The following is a 19,247-nucleotide window of genomic DNA, read 5'->3' as shown; positions in this document are numbered from 1 at the left end:
GTACTTCCGAGACTAGTGGCCCTCTCCGAGCATGGAGGGGTGAACGAACAACAGCACCACACCACCAGCCGCAACAGCGCCGTCACCGTCATCGGGCTCGGCCCCATGGGCCAGGCGATCACCCGCACACTCCTGACCGCCGGCCACCGGGTCACCGTCTGGAACCGCACCGCCGGCCGGGCTGAGGGCGTCGTCGCCGACGGGGCGACGCTCGCGGCGACACCGGGCGAAGCGCTCGAAGCGAGCGACCTCGTGATCCTCAGCCTCACCGACTACCAGGCGATGTACGACATCCTCGACACCGCCACCACATCACTTACCGGCCGGACGCTGGTCAACCTGAGCTCGGACACACCCGACCGCACGCGCAAGGCGGCAACGTGGGCAGCCGGCCACGAGGCCGCCTTCCTCACCGGCGGTGTCATGGTCCCGGCGCCGATGGTCGGCACGGAGGCCGCCCACGTCTACTACAGCGGCCCCGGCGAGGTGATGGACCGCCACCAGGCGGCCCTGGCCCGCCTCGGCACGCCGAAGTACCTGGGCGAGGATCCGGGCCTCGCCCAGATGATGTACCAAGCCCAGCTCGCGGTGTTCCTCACCACCCTGTCCGCACTGATGCACGCCACCGCGATGCTGGGCACCGCAGGGATGAAGGCCACGGAGACGCTGCCGGAGCTGCTCGCCTCCGCCGACTCGATCGGCGCCATCCTGAGGGCCGGCGAAGAGACCCCCGGCGCCGCGCTGGACGCCGGCGAGCATCCCGGCGACCTCAGCACGGTCACCATGATGGGCGCGACGGCCGACCACATCGTCGAGACCAGCGCGGCACTCGGCCTCGACCTCGCTCTCCCGTTGGCCGTGCAGGCCCACTACCGGCACGCGATCGAGAACGGACACGGTAGCGACAACTGGACTCGCATCATCGACGGCATCCGAAGCACCTGAACCTGTCCAACGCCGACCGACGGGCCCCGGCACACCCCGCAGTGACCCGGGGCGGACCGTGCCCGGCGGCCCCGGGGCGTGCGAACCGGACGCTGCGGCGGCGCAGTTGAGCCAGTCCCGGCGGCTGCGGCCGGTGTGCCTGGTGGGGGTGACAGCCGCTATGTAATGTCACATCGCATGATGCTCTTACGTCGTGCGGCATCGGCCGCCGCCCTCCTCGTCACCGTCCTCCCCGTGACGGTCGCCCCGCCCGCGCACGCCGCCGACGGCACCCCGGCCTGCCGCCCCCCGGCGACCGCAGCGCTCGACGCCGAACAGGCACGCCTCGCGGACGCCCGCACCACCGCCCTGGTCGAACGAGCCGGACTCGGGGACTTCGTACGGCGCCTGCCCGCCGCCCTGTGCACGACGCGCGGCCCCGCCGAGGCCGAACGGCTCCTGCGGACCTGGGGCGAAGCCCTCTGGCAGGCCTCCGTACGCCGCGCCCAGGGACAGCGGCCCGGCGGCGACCTCGCCCCCGCGGACGACCGCCCGCTGTACTGGGCACGGCTCGCCATGACCGCCGAACTCGCCCGCTGGCAGCCGAGGTTCACCGTCGACCGGGCGGCGCTCCGGGCCCGCTTCGAAGACGCCTCCCGCGGCCTCACCGACAACGCCTTCCAGGCCGCGCCCGGCGTACGACGCGTCTTCATCAGCGGCTTCGACCCCTTCGGACTCGACGCCGAGATACGCCGCGCCAACCCGTCCGGATCGGCCGCCCTCCAGCTCAACGGCCGGCGCGTGACCCTTGCCGACGGCAGCCCCGCCGAGATCCGCGCCGTCGTCCTGCCCGTCCGCTACGCAGACTTCGACGCCGGCATCGTGGAGCGGGCCTTCGCCCCGCACCTGACCGCCGGCCCCGCCGCGGCCGACATCATCACCACCGTCAGCCAGGGCTACCCCGGCATCTTCACCCTGGAGGACTGGGCCGGGCGCGCACGCTCCGCCGACCCCTACCCCGACAACGCACGCGCCCTCTCCGGCGGCACCCGCGAACACCCCGTGACCGCCCCCGGCCTCGGCCCGGGCCCGGAGTTCATCCGCACCACCCTCCCCGCGGACGCGGTGACCGCCGCAGTGCAGAGCCCCTACCCCGTCCTCCTCAACCCCGACGTCACCGAGATCCCGGCGGGCGCCACGGCCCCCGTGGACCGGACCGACGGGCCCACACCCGGCTCGCGCGCCGTGGCGGGCGGCGGAGGCGGCTACCTGTCCAACGAGGTCGCCTACCGCTCCAACCGGCTGCGCACCGAACTCGCCCCGCACCTGCCCGGCGGGCACCTCCACACCCCCGTCCTCACCGGCCTGCCGGCCGACCCCCGGCTGCTGACCGGCCCCGAGTTCGAACACAACGAGAGCGCGATCACCGCCGAGGTCCGCGCCGTCCTCGAACACGCCGCCGTACGCCGCTAGCCGCCGCCCCGCCTGCGGTCCGTCACCCCGCCATGGGGCAGGATGGCAGCCCGTTCCGGATGCGTACACACGCCCGAACGCGGCTTACAGCACGACGAACTGACAGGTGACAAGGTGACGACACACCTCATACGACGCTCGGCAGCGCCCGCCGCCACACCCCCGGGCCGGGAACGCGCAGCGGAGGAGGTCCGTTGAACCGCGATCTCGTCCTCCACGACTGGCTCGTCGCGGGCATCGCCCTGGCGGCGGGCGCCGCGGCCGGGCTGCTGCTGCGCGCCCTCCTGCGATGGCTGGGCCGGCACGCCGAGCGGACCCGGTGGAAGGGCGACGACGTCATCGTCGACGCGCTGCGCACCATCGCCCCGGGCGCCGCGCTCATCGCCGGCGCCGCGGTGGCCGCCACGACCCTGCCGCTCACCGCCCGGGTCTCGGGGTTCGTGAACCAGTCCCTGACCGCGCTGCTCATCCTCATCGCCACGCTCAGCACGGCGCGGGTCGTCGCGGGCCTGGTCCAGTCCGTGGCGGGGACCCGCACCGGGGTGGCCGCGTCGGCGTCCATCTTCGTCAACATCACCCGGATCGTGGTCCTCGTGATGGGCGTCCTCGTCGCCCTGGAGACCCTCGGCGTGTCCATCGCGCCCCTGGTCACCGCCCTCGGAGTGGGCGGCCTGGCGGTGGCCCTGGCACTCCAGGACACCCTCGCCAACCTCTTCGCCGGGGTGCACATCCTCGCCTCGAAGACCGTGCAGCCCGGTGACTACATCCGGCTCACCAGCGGCGAGGAGGGGTACGTCGTCGACATCAACTGGCGCAACACCGTGGTGCGCAACCTGTCGAACAACCTGGTCATCATCCCCAACGGACGTCTCGCGCGGACGAACATGACCAACTTCACCCAGCCGGAACAGCAGTTCTCGATCCTGGTCCAGGTGGGCGTGGGCTACGAGAGCGACCTGGAGCACGTCGAGCGCGTCACCCTCGACGTCGTCGACGGCGTGATGGCCGACATCAACGGCGCGGTCCCCGACCACGAAGGAGCCGTCCGCTTCCACACGTTCGCCGACTCCCGCATCAACTTCACCGTGATCCTGGGCGTCGGCGAGTTCAGCGACCAGTACCGGATCAAGCACGAGTTCATCAAGCGCCTGCACCGGCGCTTCCGTACGGAGGGCATCTCCATCCCCGCCCCGACCCGCACCGTCGCCCTCCAGCACGACGAGCACCCCGCCCCGCCCCCGCACGCGCCCGTACCCCACCAGCGCGGGGCGTCACCGTCGATCGCCACGGAACGCACGGAACTGACGGAGCTCACCGACAGCGGCCGCTAGGCCGTCGACGAAGGGCGTGGTCACCGCGAGCCGGCCGGGTCCGGCTTCGCCACCGACAGCGGCTCGGCGATGTCCTCCAGCGAGCGGCGCTCGGCCTTGACCGCGAGGAAGGCCGCCACGAGGCCGGCGGCGCACATCAGCGCGGCGCCGATCCGGAAGGCGAGCGCCGTGTCGCCGACCACGCCCGACGAGGTGAGGTCGGCGAAGATCAGCGGGCCGCTGATGCCGCCGGCCGCGGTGCCGAGGGCGTAGAAGAAGGCGATGGCCATGGCCCGGGTCTCCATGGGAAAGACCTCCGAGACGGTCAGGTACGCACTGGAGGCGCCCGCCGACGCGAAGAACAGCACCACGCACCAGCAGGCCGTCATGGTCGTCGCCGTGAGCGAACCCTGGTCGAAGAGCCATGCCGTGCCGAACAGGAGCACACCCGAGAGCAGGTAGGTGGAGGAGATCATGATCCGGCGCCCGACCGTGTCGAACAGCTTGCCGAGCAGCAGGGGCCCGAGGAAGTTGCCCGCGGCGATGACGGCGAAGTAGTAGCCGGTGTTGCCCGTCGGCACGTCGAAGAACGTCGTGAGGATGGTGCCGAAGCCGAAGGTGACCGCGTTGTAGAGGAACGCCTGGCCGATGAAGAGCGACAGGCCGAGGACCGCGCGGCGCGGGTAGCGGCCGAAGACCGTCCTGGCGATCAGGCCGAAGCCGATGCTCTTGCGCTGGTGGATGGTGATCTCGCCGGCCGGCGGCGGCAGCGGTTCGCCCTTCTCCCGCTCGATCCGCTGCTCCACCGACGACACCAGTTCCTCGGCGTCCTCCTCCTTGCCGTGGATGAACTGCCAGCGGGGACTCTCCGGAACGTGCCGGCGTACGAGCAGGATGACCAGGCCGAGGACGACGCCGAGGGCGAAACTGAGCCGCCAGCCGAGGTCCTTAGGGAAGATGTCGGTGTCCAGCATCACGACGGACAGCAGGGCGCCGCCGATCGCGCCCAGCCAGTAGCTGCCGTTGATGATGAGGTCGACGCGGCCCCGGTAGAGGGACGGGATCAGCTCGTCGATCGCCGAGTTGATGGCCGCGTACTCGCCGCCGATGCCGAAACCGGTGAGGAAGCGGAAGAGGAAGAACCACCAGGACTCGAACGAGAGCGCGGTCATCGCGGTCGCACCCAGGTAGACGACCAAGGTCACCATGAACAGCCTCTTGCGGCCGTAGCGGTCCGTCAGCCATCCGAAGAAGAGCGCCCCGGAACAGGCACCAGCCACGTAGAGGGCGGCGGCGACACCGGTGACCTGGGCGGCGGTGATGTCCAGGCCGCTGCCTTCCTCGGCGAGGCGGCCGGCGACGTTGCCGACGATGGTGACCTCGAGGCCGTCGAGGATCCAGACGGTGCCGAGACCGATCACGATCATCCAGTGCCACCGGGACCACGGCAGGCGGTCGAGGCGGGCCGGCACGGCCGTGGTGACGGTGCCCGTGGTGGCCGGCACGGACACCGGCGACGAGTCGGATGCCATGGCTCCCTGATCCCTCCTTCGCGAACGCCCCCCTGCCCTGCCGGGTTCCCGCGAACCGGACGGACATGCGGCCCCGTCCCAGCTTGCGCGCACGCCCCGGACACACCCGCAGCGACACACCTGCCGCGACACACCCGCAGCGACGCCCCCGGCGCGGCCCGAACGGTCCCGGCGGGACGTTTCCGCAGCTGTGACGGCTGGTCACCACCCCCGCACCGGAGCGCCGTTGTCAGTGCCGACGGTTACGTTCGGAGTGTTGCAAGGGGCCTTTCCCGACAGGAGCGGACGATGACCGACAGCAGTGTTCAGCCCACGCTGAGGGTGGTGCTGACCGACGTGAACGAGCGCGTGGTGGAGGCATGGCGGGCGGCGTTCGCGGACACCCCCGGCATCGAGATCCGCCGGGGCTCGATCCTCGAAGAGGACGTCGACGCCTGGGTCACCCCGACGAACTCCCGCGGCCGGATGGACGGCGGGGTCGACGCCGCCATCAAGCGCCACCTCGGATCCGGCATCCAGGTGCGCGTGCAGCGCGCGATCCGCGATCGGTTCGCCGGAGCCCTCCCGGTGGGCAGCGCGGTCTGCGTCCCCTCGGGGGCGACCACCCCCCGGTACCTGATATCGACGCCGACCATGGTCCAGTCCTCGCAGAACGTGAGCGCCACCCTGAACGTGGCCCTGGCGTGCGCCGCCGCGTTCCAGGCCGTTCACCGGCAGAACCGGCAGAAGCCGGGCAGCATCCGCTCCGTGGCCCTGGTCGGGATGGGCGCGCAGACCGGCCGGGTCCCGGCCAGGGTCTGCGCCAACCTCATGTGGACCGGCTACACCCTCTTCCACGACCACTGGTTCGAGGACGACGACGAGCTGCGCGCCACGATCGTCACGCAGCTGAACGGCATCGAGAACGCCCCCGTCGAGGAGCGGGTGCGCATCGTGGTGCCGAAGACCGTCCCGCCTGCCCCGCCCGCCCCGGCCGGCCAGCCCGCCGGCCACGTCCCCGCCCCGACCACGACGAACGAGAGCCCCTCTGCCATGACGGACGCGAACGACCCCCTGGCTCTCACCGAACTCTTCGACGGCGGCGGCGAGCCTTGGCTCCCGCTCCTGAAGCCGGTCATCGAGGCGCTGCCGGACGCCCCCCGCTTCATCGGGAAGGGCCGCAGCCCCGAGGTCGTCCCGGTGCGCGAGCTGACCTTCCAGGCCCTCAAGCCCAACCCGCCGCACAAGTGGAAGGTCGTCGCCTTCGGCCAGAACCCCTACCCGCGGCCGGAGAGCGCGACCGGCATCGCCATGTTCGACAACACCTTCAGCGACTGGAAGGACAGCCAGTTCGGCAGGGTCGTCAGCATCCGCTGCCTCATCAAGGCGGCGGCGATGTGGAAGTACGGCATAGCCAAGAAGACGCCCATCGCCGACGTGCGCGCGCTGCTGGAGGAGCGGGACACCGTCCAGCCGCCCGAGTGGTTCCAGGCGATGCTCACCCAGGGCGTGCTGCTGCTGAACGCCTCGCTCACCGCCAGCGGCGACGGAGCGATGGGCGCCGACCAGCACACGGCGTTCTGGCGGCCCGTCGCCGAACGGATCGTCGAGGAGATCCTCAAGGCCAAGCAGGACGCCGACGAGGAGGACCGCGGGATCGTCTTCGCGTGGTGGGGGGCGCACGCCCGCAACCTGAAGAGGGTCGTCCTGCGCCTGCAGGAGAAGTACCCGGACGTCGAGGTACGCCACATCGACCACGCGAACCCGGCGGCGCAGGGCGACCTCTTCTGCGAGGGCGACCACTTCGCCCTGGTGAACGAGGCCCTCACCTCGCTTGGCGCCGACGTGATCGACTGGCTGCCCAGCAAGGGATGGAACGCGGGGGCGGCCGGCGCGGACGGGGGAGTCGCGGCACGCATGGGCGCCTTCATCGAGTCGACCATGAACCTGCACCAGCTGTACCTGGAGCGCCTCACCAGCGTCAAGGACGAGGGCCTGGTCCTCCCCGCGATCACCGGCGTCTTCGACACCCCGCTGATGGACTTCCAGAACGCCGTCGCACCGGTCGCCCGGACGCTGTCCGGGCTCGCCGGACACATCGACCGCTCACGCGACTTCGGCAAGCGGCGGGCGGACGAGACGTCCGGCGGCCTGTCCGCCGACGCGATCGCCGCCCTCTACCTCTACACCTGCGAGTCCGCGTTCTACCGCGAGATCAACGCCGTCCTGCGCTCCCCGGACCGCACCAGGGTCACGCCCTACCTGCCGTACCTGCGCCTGCTGTTCTCGGCGGTCTCGGGGCTGCCCGCGCACACGCAGCCGCTGTGGCGCGGCGTGTCGCTGGACCTGCGGGCGCAGTACCCGGTGGGCCGGACGGTCACCTGGTGGGGCGTCTCCTCGTGCACCTCCCAGCTGAACGTGGCGCGGTCCTTCCTGGGCAGCCGCGGCAAGCGGACGCTCTTCGAGGTGACGCCCGCCAAGGCGGTCGGGATCAGGAGCTTCTCCGCCTTCACGGGGGAGGAGGAGTACATCCTCACACCGGGCACGCAGCTCAAGGTGACGGACGTGAAGAGCGAGCGCAGCGGCCTGTACACGGTCAAGCTGACCGAAGTGGACGCCACCCCCGTGGTGTCCTGACCCCCTCGCCGATCGAGGGCCTTGACCGCGGTGTGGGCCGCGGCGGACCTCCCGCCATCCGCCGTGCGGCATTCGGGTACGTGCGCGTGGCCTGCTTGACCGCCCGCGCCGCCGGACGCAGAGTCGGAACGCGGTGTCGCCACAGCGCCGCCCGACCCCGTCTCCGGTCCACCCGTCCGAAGCCGGCGGACGGCCCTGGCCTCCGGGAGTGACTGCGCTGATGGTCCTCGACCTGGTCGTGATCGGTACGGCCATCACCCTGGGCCCCCTGCACAACAGCGCCTTCATCCTGCTGCTCTCCTCACGGCGAGGCGTCCGCAAGGGCATGGCGTTCCTGTTGTCGTGGCTCGCCAACCTGGTCGTGGTGATCGCGTGCGTGGTGCTGTTGACCGGCGGCGAGCCCCCGGCCCGCCACAGCGCGCCCTCGACCGCCGCGGCGAGCGCGAAACTCGCCATCGGGCTGGGGATGGTGCTGTACGCAGCGCACCGGCGCCGTCGGCCGCCCCGCCCGCACGGCCCGCCGCGCTGGACCGCCCGGGTGGACGGCGCCTCACTGGTCACGGCCGCCGGGCTGGCCTGGCTGCTGCAGCCCTGGGCGCTGGTCGGTGCCGGCGCCGCCACGGTCGTCGCCGCGGACCTCTCCTCCCTCACCGACTGGCTCGCACTCGCCGGCTACTGCCTGCTGGCCACCCTCGGCCTCATCGTCATGGAGACGTACACGCTCTGGGCGCCGGCGGCCGCGGGCACCAGGCTGGACGCCCTGCGGATCTGGCTCGAGCGGCACCAGGAGCAGCTGATCGTCACGCTCTCCCTGCTCGTCGGCCTGTGGCTGGCGGCCCGCGGCATCTACGAGCTGGTCGCCTGACCGCTCGGCGCGAGGCGGGCGCGAAGATGAATTGAACACGTTCAGTCCGGCTGGCAGTATGGATGCGCGCGCCGCCGAGCAGGGCGGAAGCGTTCATTTCGCCGTGCCACGAGGGGGTTGGCCGTGCATCAGAAACGGTCGTACGGCCGGATGTTGCTGGTCTCGACGCTGGTGGGCTGCCTGGAGGTCGCGCTCACCGTCGTCGTGATCCTCCTGTACGTCCAGACGCAACCGCCGCCGGACAGCCCGGTCGACCACACCGCCCTCGCGGCGAGCCTGCTCTCCTTCGGCATGATCGTCGCGGTGATCGCGTTCCTGCTGTCCCTGATCTTCGTACTGCCGGCGGTGGCGCTGGCGGACCAGCTCGGCCGCCGGATCGGCGGCCGCGAGGCCTGGTGGTGGGTACCGCCGGCGGTGGCGGCCCTGGTGGCACCGCCGATCTGGGCCTTCGCCTCGTACAACCACGTGGAGACGCAGCCCGCGCTCGTCTTCTGGGCGATGGCCACCGCATCGCTCTCGACTGGCGCCCTGATCGCCCGGCCCCGGCACCCGGGACTGGGTCGGCAAGTGGCGCTGTGGGGTACGGCGGCGGTGGCGGGGACGGGCCTGCTCGGCGCACTGGGGCTCACCGCCGGCCTGCTGCCCGCGTACGAGCCGCCGGCGATCGGGCCGGCGGCCGTGCCCGGGACCTGGGTCGACCACACGAGCGGAAGCCTGGTCTTCACGCCGGACGGCCGGGTCACGGCCTTCGGCGTCGCCGAGTACGGCCCCGGCGACGACCCCGACCGCCGGCCACCGCAGTGCTCGGGCTCCGGCACCTGGTCGTACGAACCCGGGCGGGGCGCGCGGACCCAGAAGGTCCGCGTACAGGTCCCGGGGTGTTCCTGGCCGGCGTGGAGCGTCGGCGGCACCGCGGGGGAGCCCAAGATCTACCAGCGCGTCGGCCGCCCGGATTCCGAGGACCTGTACCAGCTGCGGAAGGTCACCGGCGGCCCCTGACGCCGCCGCCCCTGACGCCGCAGCGCCGCGCCGGCCGCCCCAACCCCCGGTGCCACCCCGGCACTCCGCGCGCCGCCGGCGACTTGAGCCTGCGGACCGTACGGGCAGCGTGGCCGCCAGGAGTGACTCCGCGAAGGCCGCGGCGGCGGGTTCCGCCGTCTTCCACAGCCCGGCCGAGCGCACCGTGCGCAAGGCCACCACCGCGCACGGCATCAGCCTCGCGTCCCAGATCGGCACCAGCGTCGAGTCCTCGATCCGCGTCGAGATCAACTGGGGTGACGGCCAGGCCGGGACCAGCCACACCACCAACGCCAAGCTCCTCAAGGCCGACCACAAGTTCGCCGAGCTCGGGACCCACAAGGTCACGGTCACGCCGACCGACCTGAACAACAACGTGACCGCCACCAACAGCGTGGAGGTCCAGGCCTCCGGCTCAAAGTTCACCCCGCACGGCCCGACCCGGCTGCTGGACACCCGCGACGGCACCGGCGCCGCCGCCGGCCCGGTCCTCCCGTACGGCACGACCCGTGTGAAGGTCGGCGGCAACAGCGGCATTCCGGCCGGTGCGACCGCCGTGGCCCTCAACCTGACCGTAACCAAAGCCCGTTCCGGTGGCCACGTCACGGCCTACCCGTCACGCCCACCCGGCTGTACGACTCGCGCGAGTGGTCTGTCGTGCGGGGCCAGGACCACAGCTACCTGCCGCTCCGCGACGGCAAGCCGTGGGTCACGGGCTACGTCCTGAACGCGACGGTCACCTACTGATCCGCCCGGCAGCCCCAGCCCCACCACCGTGCCCTGGGAACAGCCACTTCGGCTGTTCCCAGGGCACGCCTCTTTCCCTGCCCAGCCCGACCCGCCGCCCCCGACCCGACAGGCCCCGCCCGGCATCGGCCGGCACCGATAAACGCGCTCGGGGAATTCGCCGAAATCAAGCCGGTCGGCGCAATTTCCGCGCACCCGCCGAGAAATGCGGCCGCTTACGCTCCGGCGGGGCTCGAGCACCCCCGGGGAATACTGGAGAGCGGCCGGAACATCGGCCGGAACACCCCCGTGGCCGGATTTCGCCGACGGCAACGTGACGAAGTCGAACCGGACTTGCCCAGGTAGCGAGCAGCAGCCCCGCACGCTTGCCGCCGTCCGGACGACCTCGCAATGCTTTCCCGGCGATCCGGTCGACTGAAGTCCAGTGCACCTTCGGCTTTCCGCTTCCACACCCCGGGAGACTTATATGTCCGACCCTGCACGTACCCCCGAATTCGAACTCCACGACCTGGAACTCGATCTCGGCGACCTCACCGTCACCTCCATGAGGGACACCTCCGCACTGCCCGAGGGCGGGGCGTCCTGGGGCTCCTGCTCCTGCCAGGGATCGTCGTCCTGCGCCCAGCCGCAGAACTCCGTCCCCCTCGAGGCCTGACCCCGCACACGAGAGGAAACCCCATGACCGACCGCACGCAGTCCTCCGGTTTCGACCTCGACGAACTCGACCTCGGTGAACTCACCGTGACCTCCATGCGGGACACGGTCGCGCTGCCCGAGGGCGGCGCGTCCAACGGCGGCAGCTCCTGTTCCTGCGGCTCGTCCTCCTGCGCCCACCCGCAGATGCCCGAACTCCCCGTCTAAGGGGGACGGGCGCACCACCGCACGAAGACACCACCGCACCACCGCACCACCGCACGACCGCTCGGCAGACGCTTCCCGCCGTGCCACGCGCCCGGCGGGAAGCCCGCGCACCCGCCCCCACCCACAGGACGGAAACCCATGCCGCAGCCGCACTCCACCCCCGGCGCCGACGGCTACCGGGTACGCTCCGCCCCCTGCGCGCTGGCCCGCGCCACCGTGCTCGCCCACCCGGCCCAGCACCCGGCCCCGGCCGCCTTCCGGGACCTGCTGGCCCGCCTCCACCGGATCGACACCGAACTCGCCCTGACCGCCGCACCGCTCTGCGACGACCTGTACGCCGCCCGCGACCACCACCCCGCCGACTTCCACCGCGACGTCGTCCTGCCCCTGCGGCGGGCCCTGCACAACGGCCGCGAACCCCGCCCCGCCGTCCTCGCCCGCCTCGGCGACCTGCCCGCCCGCCTTCCCCGGCTGGACGCCTGGCTCACCCTGCGCGCCGACCGCGACACCCTCCTCACCGCCCTCGAAGCCGCCGCGGGCCCCGCCCTCGAAGCCGAACGCGCCGTACTCGTCTCCCTCTGCCGCGAACCCGCCCTCGCCAAGGCCACCGCCCTGACCAGCGCCGACCTGCTGCGCGCCGTGAACCGTGCCGCCACCGGCGCGGCCGACCGCCGGGCCCGCAAAGAGGAGCCCACCGTGCTGCGTTACGCCCTGCGGGCCAGCACCAAGACCAGCCCGCTGTCCTGGTTCACGGCGGTCGGATGGGGCCCGCTGGCCGCCGCCCCCGCAGGCGCCCCCGCCCGCCCGGTCACCTCCTGGGGCGCCGCACCCGTCCTCGACGGCCCCCTGCGCCCCGTCGTACGGGCCAACCGCACCCTGACCACCGCGCTGACCCTCGCCCTCCTCGACGCTCCGCACCGCCGCACCACGCTGCCCCACCGCATCACCAGCACCGCACGGACCGCCAACGGGCGGGCCGCGTACTCCCGCGACCGGCCCTCCTTCGCCGGCGGCCGCTACCTCGTGCCCGGCGAGGACGAGGCGGAGGTGGCCTTGGGCGGACCGCTGCGCCTGCTCACCGCCCTCGCCGAGAACCCCGTACCGCTCGCGGAGCTGACACGGCGGCTGGCCGCGGCACTCGGCCCGGCCGACGCCGACCCCGACCCCGACCCCGACTCCGACTCCGACTCCGACTCCGACTCCGACGGAGGTGGCGATAGCGGTAGCGGCGGTGATGGCGGCCGGGCCGCGGCCGCCGCCTTCCTCGACCAGCTCGCCCACGCCGGCCTGCTGGTCCCGCAGGACCCCGTCCCCCCGCAGGACCCCGACCCCCTGCACCACCTCGCCGCCTGGTTACGGTCCTTCGCGCCCGGCCACCCCGAGGACGCCGAACGCGCCGACCGGATCGCCGAACTCGGCTCGCTGACCGCCCGGTTCGCCGCCGCCCCGGCCGCGGAGCGCCCCGAGCGGCTCACCGTCCTCACCCAACGCTGGACCGCCGAGCTGGCCGCCGCCGGCCGGCCCGTCCCCACCGCCTCCGCCCCGCTGACCGTCCTGTCCGAGGACGTGGTCGCCCCGCGCCCGCTGGCGCTCGACGGCTTCCTCGGCGCCGCCGACCACGAGGCGCTCGGCGAGGTCACCGCCCTCGCCGAACTCTTCGACCTCGGCCACCTCGTCCGCCGCGCCGTCCGGGACCGCTTCGTCGAGCGCTACGGCCTCGGCGGACGCTGCGCACACCCCTGGGAGTTCGGCCCGGACGTCACCGCCGCCTGGGAGTCCGCCGGACGGATCGCCCTCCTCGACCCCGCCGACCGCGACGCGTTCCCCAGCGCCACCGAACCCCTCGCCCGGCTGCGTACGGAAGTCGCCGACGCCCTGCGCGACCGCAACGATCCCGCCGAGGCCCGCGACGAGGCGACGCTGCCGGCCGACACCCTCAAGACCCTCGGCGAGCGGCTCCCCGCCCCGACCGTCGAACGGCCCCTCAGCTACGCCTACTTCCTCCAGCGCGACCCCGCCTCCGGGCTGCTGGCCGTCAACCACGTCTACGGCGGATGGGGCCGCTTCGCCAGCCGCTTCCTGGACTCCCTGGACCCCCGCGCCACCGCCGAGGTGTCCCGCCAACTCCGCCGCGGCCTCGGCCCCGGCGCCCGCCCCGCCCAGATCCGCCCCGTCGGCGGGTTCAACGCCAACCTCCACCCCCTCCTCGTCCCGGACGAGATCGGCCCTGACCGCCGCCGCACCCCGATCGCCGAGGCCGACCTGGAACTCGTCCACGACGAAGCCACCGACCAGGTCCGGATACGCCTGCGGACCACCGGCGAGCTGCTCGACGTCCTCTACCCCGGCTTCCTCGCCCCCGTGCTGCTGCCGGCCCGCATCGCGCCCCACCTCGCCGACCACCCGGGCGGGGTCGTCGACTTCCGGCCCCTCGCCCCCCGCCGGGCCCTGCCCGCACCCGGCGGCCACGTCACCCTCAGCTCCCGGCTCCGCCACCGGCACGTGGTGCTCCAACGCCGCCGCTGGCTGCTGCCGTCCGCCGTGGTGGCCCGGCTGCGCGCCGACCTCGCCGCCGACACCGGCCCCGGCCGGGTCCCCGCTGCCGCCACGGCCCACTGGCGCGCCCTGCTCGGCCTGCCCGAGCAGGTCTTCCTGCACCCGGTGGCCGGCGCCCCCACCGGCCGGGCCACCGAGGACTTCCTGAGCCGACTGGCCCGCCCCAAACCGCACCTCGCGGACCTCGGCAACGCCCTGCACCTGCGCTGCCTGGCCAAATGGCTGTCCCGGCACACCGACGGCGTCGTCCTGGAAGAGGCGCTGCCCGCACCCGGCGGCCTGGCCGCGCCCACCCGGGCCGTCGAACTCGTCCTGGAGGTCTACCGGGACGGACACCCGCGATGACCCCCCTGCCGAGCCTGCCGAGCCCGTCGAGCCCGCAGCACCAGGAGAGGAGCCTGCCGGACATGCCTTTCCCCGACCCCGAAACCCCCGCCGGAGACGACCCGCGCGACAGCGGCGCGCTCGACGTCGTCGCGTACTACCACCACCCCGTCAAAGCCCCGCTGCTGCGCGAGGTGATGCTGCCGCTCGCCACTGCCGCCGCCGCGGACGGCACCGCCGCCCACGTGGAGCGGCACTGGCTGCACGGCCCGCACCTGCGACTGCGCCTGCAGGGCACCGATCCCGCCCGGGTCGCCGACACCGCCGCCGCCGCGGCCGCGGGCATCCGTGCCCGGCTGCGCGCGCACCCCTCCCACAGCGACCTCACCGAAGCCCAACTCCTGGAACGGGCCGCCGAGGCCGGGCGGGCCGAACTCATTCCCCCGCCCTACGGGCCGGTCCTCCCCGACAACACGGTCCGGATCGAGCCCGTCGACCGGTCCTCCGTACGGGGCCTGCTCGGAGCGGACGGGACCCGCCTGCGGGAGGACCTGCTGCGGTCCGGCCTGGACGCCCTGCGGGCAGGCGCCGACTTCCTCGGCCGACACGGCGACACCGACCGGGCCCGGCTCCGCCTCGCGGTGACCGCCCTCGCGGCCCACGCCTGCGCCCACCCCGGCGGCCTCACGGGCGGGCACTGGTCCTACGTCTCCCACCTGGAGGACTTCCTGCTCCACGACGACCCGGACGGAAGGCTGCGCGCCACCTTCGAACGGCACGGGGAACAGGCCGGCGACACCGTGACCGGCCTCGTCGGACGGATCGCCGACGGGCGCGCGGACGACTGGGAACAGGCCTGGGCCGGCTTCTCGCAGGGCGCCTGGCGGCTCACGCAGGAGCGCCACGACGCCGGCGCCGACCTGCACGGAGATCCCCTCGCCTACCGGGCCCGGGCGGCCGCCACCGGGGACACCGCCGCGCACGAGCGCTGGAACCAGGACATCCGCACCCGCTACAGCGAGTTCCACCGACTGCTGCGCCGCGCCGACCCGCAGGGCGCGATGTGGAGCCGCCCCGACTACCTCGTCCACCGGGCCTGCACGAACGCCCTGTACCGGCTGCTGGCCGTCTGCGACGTCCGCCCGCTGGAGCGCTACCTCGCCGCGCACCTGGTCGTCCGCGCCGTGCCCGCCCTGACCGGCTGCGACTGGCGCACCGAGATCGGCGCCGTCATCGACGCGGTGGAGGCACGGACATGACCGGCACGGACACCGGCACGGACACCGGCACCGACACCGGCACGGACACCACTGCGGACACCGGCAGGGGCCGCGCGGGCGGCGGCGACAGGCTGCGCCCCGGCACCGCCGTCACCCCGCTGCGCGCCGGACTGCACCTGCGGGGGCGGCGCGGCAGCGTCACCCTGGAGGGCAGCACCGCCGTTCCGGTGGTGTGGGGCCTGCTGGAGGAACCCCTGCGCTCCGGCCGTCTCACACAGTTCCGGGAAGGCCTGGAGCCGGGCTCGGCCGTCCGCGTCGCCGTCGACACCCTCGTCGGCCAACTCGCCGACCACGACCTCCTCGTCCCCGGACCGCCCGCCGCCGAACACCCTTCGGTGGAAGCTGCCGTCGTACGGTGGATCGACGCCACGGCCGCTCACCCCGCGGACGCGGCCGCCGCCCTCGCCACCGCCCGCGCCGAGGTCCTCGCCCGCGACCTGGCCGCCCCGCCCGCCGCGGCCGCCCTACGGGCGCTGGAGGCCTGCGGTCTGCCCGTCACCGGCATCCCCGACCCGGGGCTGCCCGGGGACCGGGTCCTGCTGACCGTCCGCGCCGCCGGATACGGCCGGGCGGTCGCGACAGGCCTGGGCGGCGCCACCGGATACGTGACGGCCCCCGGCAGCGCCGCCCAGGCGCGCGCCGACGCCGCGGCCCTGGAGGCCCGGCTCACCGACCGCGCCGGGAGCGCCGGCGAGCCCCAATCCCCTGAGGTCCCGGGCGCGTTCGCCGCGCTGCTGGCCGGCGCCGCAGCACACCGGCTGCTGTGCGCGGCCGCCGGACTGCCCGACCCGGCCGCCGAGGGAGAGGACCCGCGGCTGCTCCCCGGGATCCCCGCCGTCCTCCTCGCCGACACCCGCCCCGCGCGCGCCGACCACCACAGCTGGCTCGGCCCCGAACGGATCGACGCGGACCGCCGCGTCCGCCTCGCGCCCCCGGCCGGGCTCGACGAGGCGCTGCGGCGGGTCACCGCCCTCGGGGAGCACCGCTGCGGACCCCTGCCCGGACCGCTGCCGGGGGAGCTGCCCCAACTCCCGGTGCCCCTCGCCACCTGCACGCTGCCCGGCCCCGCCACCCAGAACGCCGGGACGCCCCGCACACTGACCGGCGGCGGGCCCCGCCTCGACCTGGCCCGGCTGGAACTGTTCTGCCGGGCCGCCGAACTGCTCCTCGGGGACACCGCGTTCACCGTCGGGGCCGACCCGGGGCACGCCCGCGGCCGCGCCCTGCGCCACGCTGCCGCACGCCGCCTCGCCGCCGCCGTCCCGGACGGCCGCACTGCGGTCGACCCGGCCCGATGGTCCGGCCACCCGCAGCTCCGCCACTGGTGGACGACCCTGACCGACCGGCTCGCCGTCGCCGCGCGCCTGGAGGTGCACCGGGCGGCCCCCCGTGCGCAGGCCTACCGGGCCGTGGTCCGCCGCGCCCCGGCGGGGCCGGGGCGCGGGCCGGGCCCGGTGCTCGGCGAGGCCGTCGAGGCGACGCCCGGCGACGCCGCGTCCTTCGCCGCGCTGGCCGCCGTCACCGCCGCCTGCACCGCCGCGGCCGGGCCGTCCGCCGGCCGGCCCCGGCCCTCCGGCGGCGCGGTCGCCCCGCTGGCGGCGGCCGGCGCACGCACCGCCGCCTGGGAGGACCTCGGCTGGACCGGGGGCTGGCTCGCCGAACTGGCCGGGCGCGAGGAAGACTTCCAGAACACCCTGCACCGCCTGTCCGGAGCCGGCCCCGCCGCCCTCGCCCCGGCCTCCTCCGCCCCCGAACCCGCCGGCCTGCTGCGCTCCTTCGGCTTCACCGTGCTGCGCACCGCCGAGGAAACCCGATGACCGCGCCCGCCCCCGCCCGCGCCGCCGTCCCCGTACTGGACGCCGCCACCGCCCTGGCGGCCACCACCGGCCGGGCCGCGGTCCTGCTGACCCACTGGACGCTCGGCCTCGCCGAGGAACTGAGCCGCCACGCCCTGCGCCGGCCCCTGACCCTGGTCCCGGTCCGCTACGACGGGGCCCTCGCCGTGATCGGCCCGGTGCTCCGGCCGGGCGCCGCGGCCTGCCTCGCCTGCACCGAGTACCAGCGACTGGCGACCGCGGGCGGCCGGGTCCCGTGGCAGAGCCCCAAGCTGACCCTGGCCGGAGTGCCCTCACCGGCCCTGACCCCGGCCGTCGAGGCCCTCGTACAGCAGCTCCTCGACCACCCGGACCCGAACCCGGACCCGAACCCGGACCCGAACCCGGACCCGTACGCGGACTCCGCCGTCGTCCACGTCGTCCACCAGGGCCGCGGCACCTGGTCCACCCACCACGTCCGCCCGATCGGCGGCTGCCACGTGTGCCGCCCGCTGCCGTCCGACGCGCACACCCCCCTCAGCCCCCTGCCCGCCAGACCGCGCCCGATGCCCGACCCGGCCGTCCTGCGCGGCCCCAACCCCCGTACCACCGGCGCCGCACTGCGGACCGCCCTGTACGACGAGCGGTTCGGGCCGGTCCGGCTGCTGCGCCGCTCCGAGGACTCGGCGTTCAGCCTCACCAGCGCGGTCGTCACCGACGGCCGGTCCGTCGACGACGGCGGCCACGGCCGGGCCCGCACCTTCGCCGACAGCGAGCGCATCGCCCTCTTCGAGGCCGTCGAACGGTACGCGGGCATGCGCCCGACCGGCCGCCGCACCGACCTGCGGGCCTCCTTCGCCGACTTGGGCCCCGGCCAGGCACTGGACCCCGAACGGCTCGGCCTGCCCGACCCCGCCCACCACGGCCACCCCGGCTCGCCCACCGCCCCCTACACCCCGGACCTGCCGCTCCACTGGGTACGCGGCTGGTCCCTCACCCACCGCCGGCCGACCGCGGTCCCCGAGCACGTCGCCTACTGGGACGTGCCCGGCCCCGACCGCACCCGCGTCGTGTACGAGTCCTCCAACGGCTGCGGGCTCGGCAACAGCCCCGAAGAAGCCGCCCTGTACGGGCTGTTCGAGGTCGCCGAGCGCGACGCCTTCCTCATGGCCTGGTACGCGGCCACCCCGCTGCGCCGCGTCCGCCTGCCGGCCGAGGACACCGACACCCTGCTGCTCGCGGACCGGGCGGCCGCCGCCGGCTACCGGCTGCTCCTCCTCGACGCGACCAACGACTTCGCCGTCCCGGCCGTCCTGGCGGTCTGCCGCTACGAGGGCGGCCACCCGGACGCGCCGCGGATGTTCCTCGCGGCCGGCGCCCACCACGATCCGCGCGCCGCCATCCGCTCCGCCGTCGCCGAGGCCGTCACCAACGTCCTGGAGGCACCGCACCGTTCCTTCGCCGAGGGAGGGCCGCGCGACCCCGAGCGGCTGCGGCCCATGCTGGAGCGCCCGGAACTCGTACGCACCCTGGACGACCACGTCGGGCTGAGCACCCTGCCCGAGGCCGCCCCCCGCCTGGAGTTCCTCTTCGCCGACACCCCGGCCGTGCAGGTCGCCGAGGCCTGGCCCGGTGCCCCCGCCCCGGTGCCCGACCTCTCCGACCTCCTGACGCGGACCGTCGAGCGGCTGGCCCGCGCCGGACTGGAGGTGATCACCGTCGACCAGAGCGAGCCGGGGCTGCGCGAGCGGTTCGGCCTGCACTGCGTCAAGACCGTCGTCCCCGGCGCCCTGCCGATGACCTTCGGGCACGTCAACCGGCGCACCCTCGGCCTGCCCCGGCTGCTGGAGGTGCCCCACCGCCTGGGCCGCACCGCCCGGCCCGGGCGCCACGAGCAACTGCCCCTGCACCCGCACCCCTTCCCCTGA

The 19,247-nt window shown here is 74.2% G+C and carries 14 protein-coding genes; 13 read left to right on the top strand and 1 reads right to left on the bottom strand.

The window, feature by feature from the left end:
- Positions 1 to 39 precede the first annotated feature (39 nt).
- From AB0D29_RS28315 to AB0D29_RS28305, 3 genes are all read left to right on the top strand, one after another.
- The gene (locus AB0D29_RS28315) at positions 40 to 945 is read left to right on the top strand and encodes an NAD(P)-binding domain-containing protein (RefSeq protein ID WP_362858092.1); all 906 of its coding nucleotides are present in this window, start codon (positions 40 to 42) and stop codon (positions 943 to 945) included.
- Positions 946 to 1,122: 177 nt separating this feature from the next.
- Positions 1,123 to 2,397, top strand: coding sequence for a pyroglutamyl peptidase (locus AB0D29_RS28310; RefSeq protein ID WP_362858090.1), 1,275 nt, complete (start codon positions 1,123 to 1,125; stop codon positions 2,395 to 2,397).
- Between the two features lie 194 nt (positions 2,398 to 2,591).
- Positions 2,592 to 3,728 carry a mechanosensitive ion channel family protein gene (locus AB0D29_RS28305; RefSeq protein ID WP_362858088.1) on the top strand — a complete coding sequence of 379 codons (1,137 nt, stop codon included), beginning with the start codon at positions 2,592 to 2,594 and terminating at the stop codon, positions 3,726 to 3,728.
- Between the two features lie 20 nt (positions 3,729 to 3,748).
- On the opposite strand, the gene AB0D29_RS28300 is transcribed toward AB0D29_RS28305, so the two are convergent.
- Positions 3,749 to 5,239: an MFS transporter gene (locus AB0D29_RS28300; RefSeq protein WP_362858087.1), complete on the bottom strand. Its 1,491-nt coding sequence runs from the start codon at positions 5,237 to 5,239 to the stop codon at positions 3,749 to 3,751.
- A 288-nt stretch (positions 5,240 to 5,527) separates the two neighbouring features.
- On the opposite strand from AB0D29_RS28300, the gene AB0D29_RS28295 reads away from it, so the two are divergent.
- From AB0D29_RS28295 to AB0D29_RS28250, 10 genes are all read left to right on the top strand, one after another.
- Positions 5,528 to 7,855: a macro domain-containing protein gene (locus tag AB0D29_RS28295; RefSeq protein ID WP_362858085.1), complete on the top strand. Its 2,328-nt coding sequence runs from the start codon at positions 5,528 to 5,530 to the stop codon at positions 7,853 to 7,855.
- Between the two features lie 220 nt (positions 7,856 to 8,075).
- Positions 8,076 to 8,720 (top strand): GAP family protein, encoded by a 645-nt coding sequence (locus AB0D29_RS28290; protein ID WP_362858180.1) that lies wholly within the window; start codon positions 8,076 to 8,078, stop codon positions 8,718 to 8,720.
- Between the two features lie 123 nt (positions 8,721 to 8,843).
- Entirely contained in the window at positions 8,844 to 9,719 is an 876-nt protein-coding gene (locus AB0D29_RS28285) for a hypothetical protein (RefSeq protein WP_362858083.1), read from the top strand.
- 109 nt (positions 9,720 to 9,828) lie between these two features.
- Positions 9,829 to 10,464, top strand: coding sequence for a hypothetical protein (locus tag AB0D29_RS28280; RefSeq protein WP_362858082.1), 636 nt, complete (start codon positions 9,829 to 9,831; stop codon positions 10,462 to 10,464).
- A gap of 486 nt (positions 10,465 to 10,950) precedes the next feature.
- Positions 10,951 to 11,139, top strand: a complete 189-nt coding sequence (locus AB0D29_RS28275; protein ID WP_362858080.1) for a thiazolylpeptide-type bacteriocin — start codon at positions 10,951 to 10,953, stop codon at positions 11,137 to 11,139.
- Between the two features lie 23 nt (positions 11,140 to 11,162).
- Positions 11,163 to 11,345, top strand: coding sequence for a thiazolylpeptide-type bacteriocin (locus AB0D29_RS28270; protein ID WP_030721918.1), 183 nt, complete (start codon positions 11,163 to 11,165; stop codon positions 11,343 to 11,345).
- Between the two features lie 138 nt (positions 11,346 to 11,483).
- Entirely contained in the window at positions 11,484 to 14,246 is a 2,763-nt protein-coding gene (locus tag AB0D29_RS28265; protein WP_362858078.1) for a lantibiotic dehydratase, read from the top strand.
- A 62-nt stretch (positions 14,247 to 14,308) separates the two neighbouring features.
- Positions 14,309 to 15,484: a lantibiotic dehydratase C-terminal domain-containing protein gene (locus AB0D29_RS28260; protein ID WP_362858077.1), complete on the top strand. Its 1,176-nt coding sequence runs from the start codon at positions 14,309 to 14,311 to the stop codon at positions 15,482 to 15,484.
- A complete protein-coding gene (locus AB0D29_RS28255) occupies positions 15,481 to 17,322 on the top strand; it encodes a hypothetical protein (protein ID WP_362858075.1) in 1,842 nt (613 codons plus the stop codon). The genes AB0D29_RS28260 and AB0D29_RS28255 overlap by 4 nt, the downstream gene beginning before the upstream one ends.
- Positions 17,319 to 19,247, top strand: coding sequence for a TOMM precursor leader peptide-binding protein (locus tag AB0D29_RS28250; protein WP_362858074.1), 1,929 nt, complete (start codon positions 17,319 to 17,321; stop codon positions 19,245 to 19,247). Before AB0D29_RS28255 ends, AB0D29_RS28250 begins: the two co-directional genes overlap by 4 nt.

The organism is Streptomyces sp. NPDC048424 (assembly GCF_040651555.1).
GTDB lineage: Bacteria > Actinomycetota > Actinomycetes > Streptomycetales > Streptomycetaceae > Streptomyces.
Note: the sequence above shows the minus strand (reverse complement) of the source record. Positions and strands in the feature narration are given on the sequence as shown.

Excerpts from the sequence above, each read along its gene's own strand:
- AB0D29_RS28300 (WP_362858087.1), bottom strand. The coding sequence starts at position 5,239 with ATGGCATCCGACTCGTCGCCGGTGTCCGTGCCGGCCACCACGGGCACC.
- AB0D29_RS28275 (WP_362858080.1), top strand. The coding sequence starts at position 10,951 with ATGTCCGACCCTGCACGTACCCCCGAATTCGAACTCCACGACCTGGAA.
- AB0D29_RS28290 (WP_362858180.1), top strand. The coding sequence starts at position 8,076 with ATGGTCCTCGACCTGGTCGTGATCGGTACGGCCATCACCCTGGGCCCC.
- AB0D29_RS28250 (WP_362858074.1), top strand. The coding sequence starts at position 17,319 with ATGACCGCGCCCGCCCCCGCCCGCGCCGCCGTCCCCGTACTGGACGCC.
- AB0D29_RS28260 (WP_362858077.1), top strand. The coding sequence starts at position 14,309 with ATGCCTTTCCCCGACCCCGAAACCCCCGCCGGAGACGACCCGCGCGAC.
- AB0D29_RS28310 (WP_362858090.1), top strand. The coding sequence starts at position 1,123 with ATGATGCTCTTACGTCGTGCGGCATCGGCCGCCGCCCTCCTCGTCACC.
- AB0D29_RS28270 (WP_030721918.1), top strand. The coding sequence starts at position 11,163 with ATGACCGACCGCACGCAGTCCTCCGGTTTCGACCTCGACGAACTCGAC.
- AB0D29_RS28265 (WP_362858078.1), top strand. The coding sequence starts at position 11,484 with ATGCCGCAGCCGCACTCCACCCCCGGCGCCGACGGCTACCGGGTACGC.
- AB0D29_RS28255 (WP_362858075.1), top strand. The coding sequence starts at position 15,481 with ATGACCGGCACGGACACCGGCACGGACACCGGCACCGACACCGGCACG.
- AB0D29_RS28295 (WP_362858085.1), top strand. The coding sequence starts at position 5,528 with ATGACCGACAGCAGTGTTCAGCCCACGCTGAGGGTGGTGCTGACCGAC.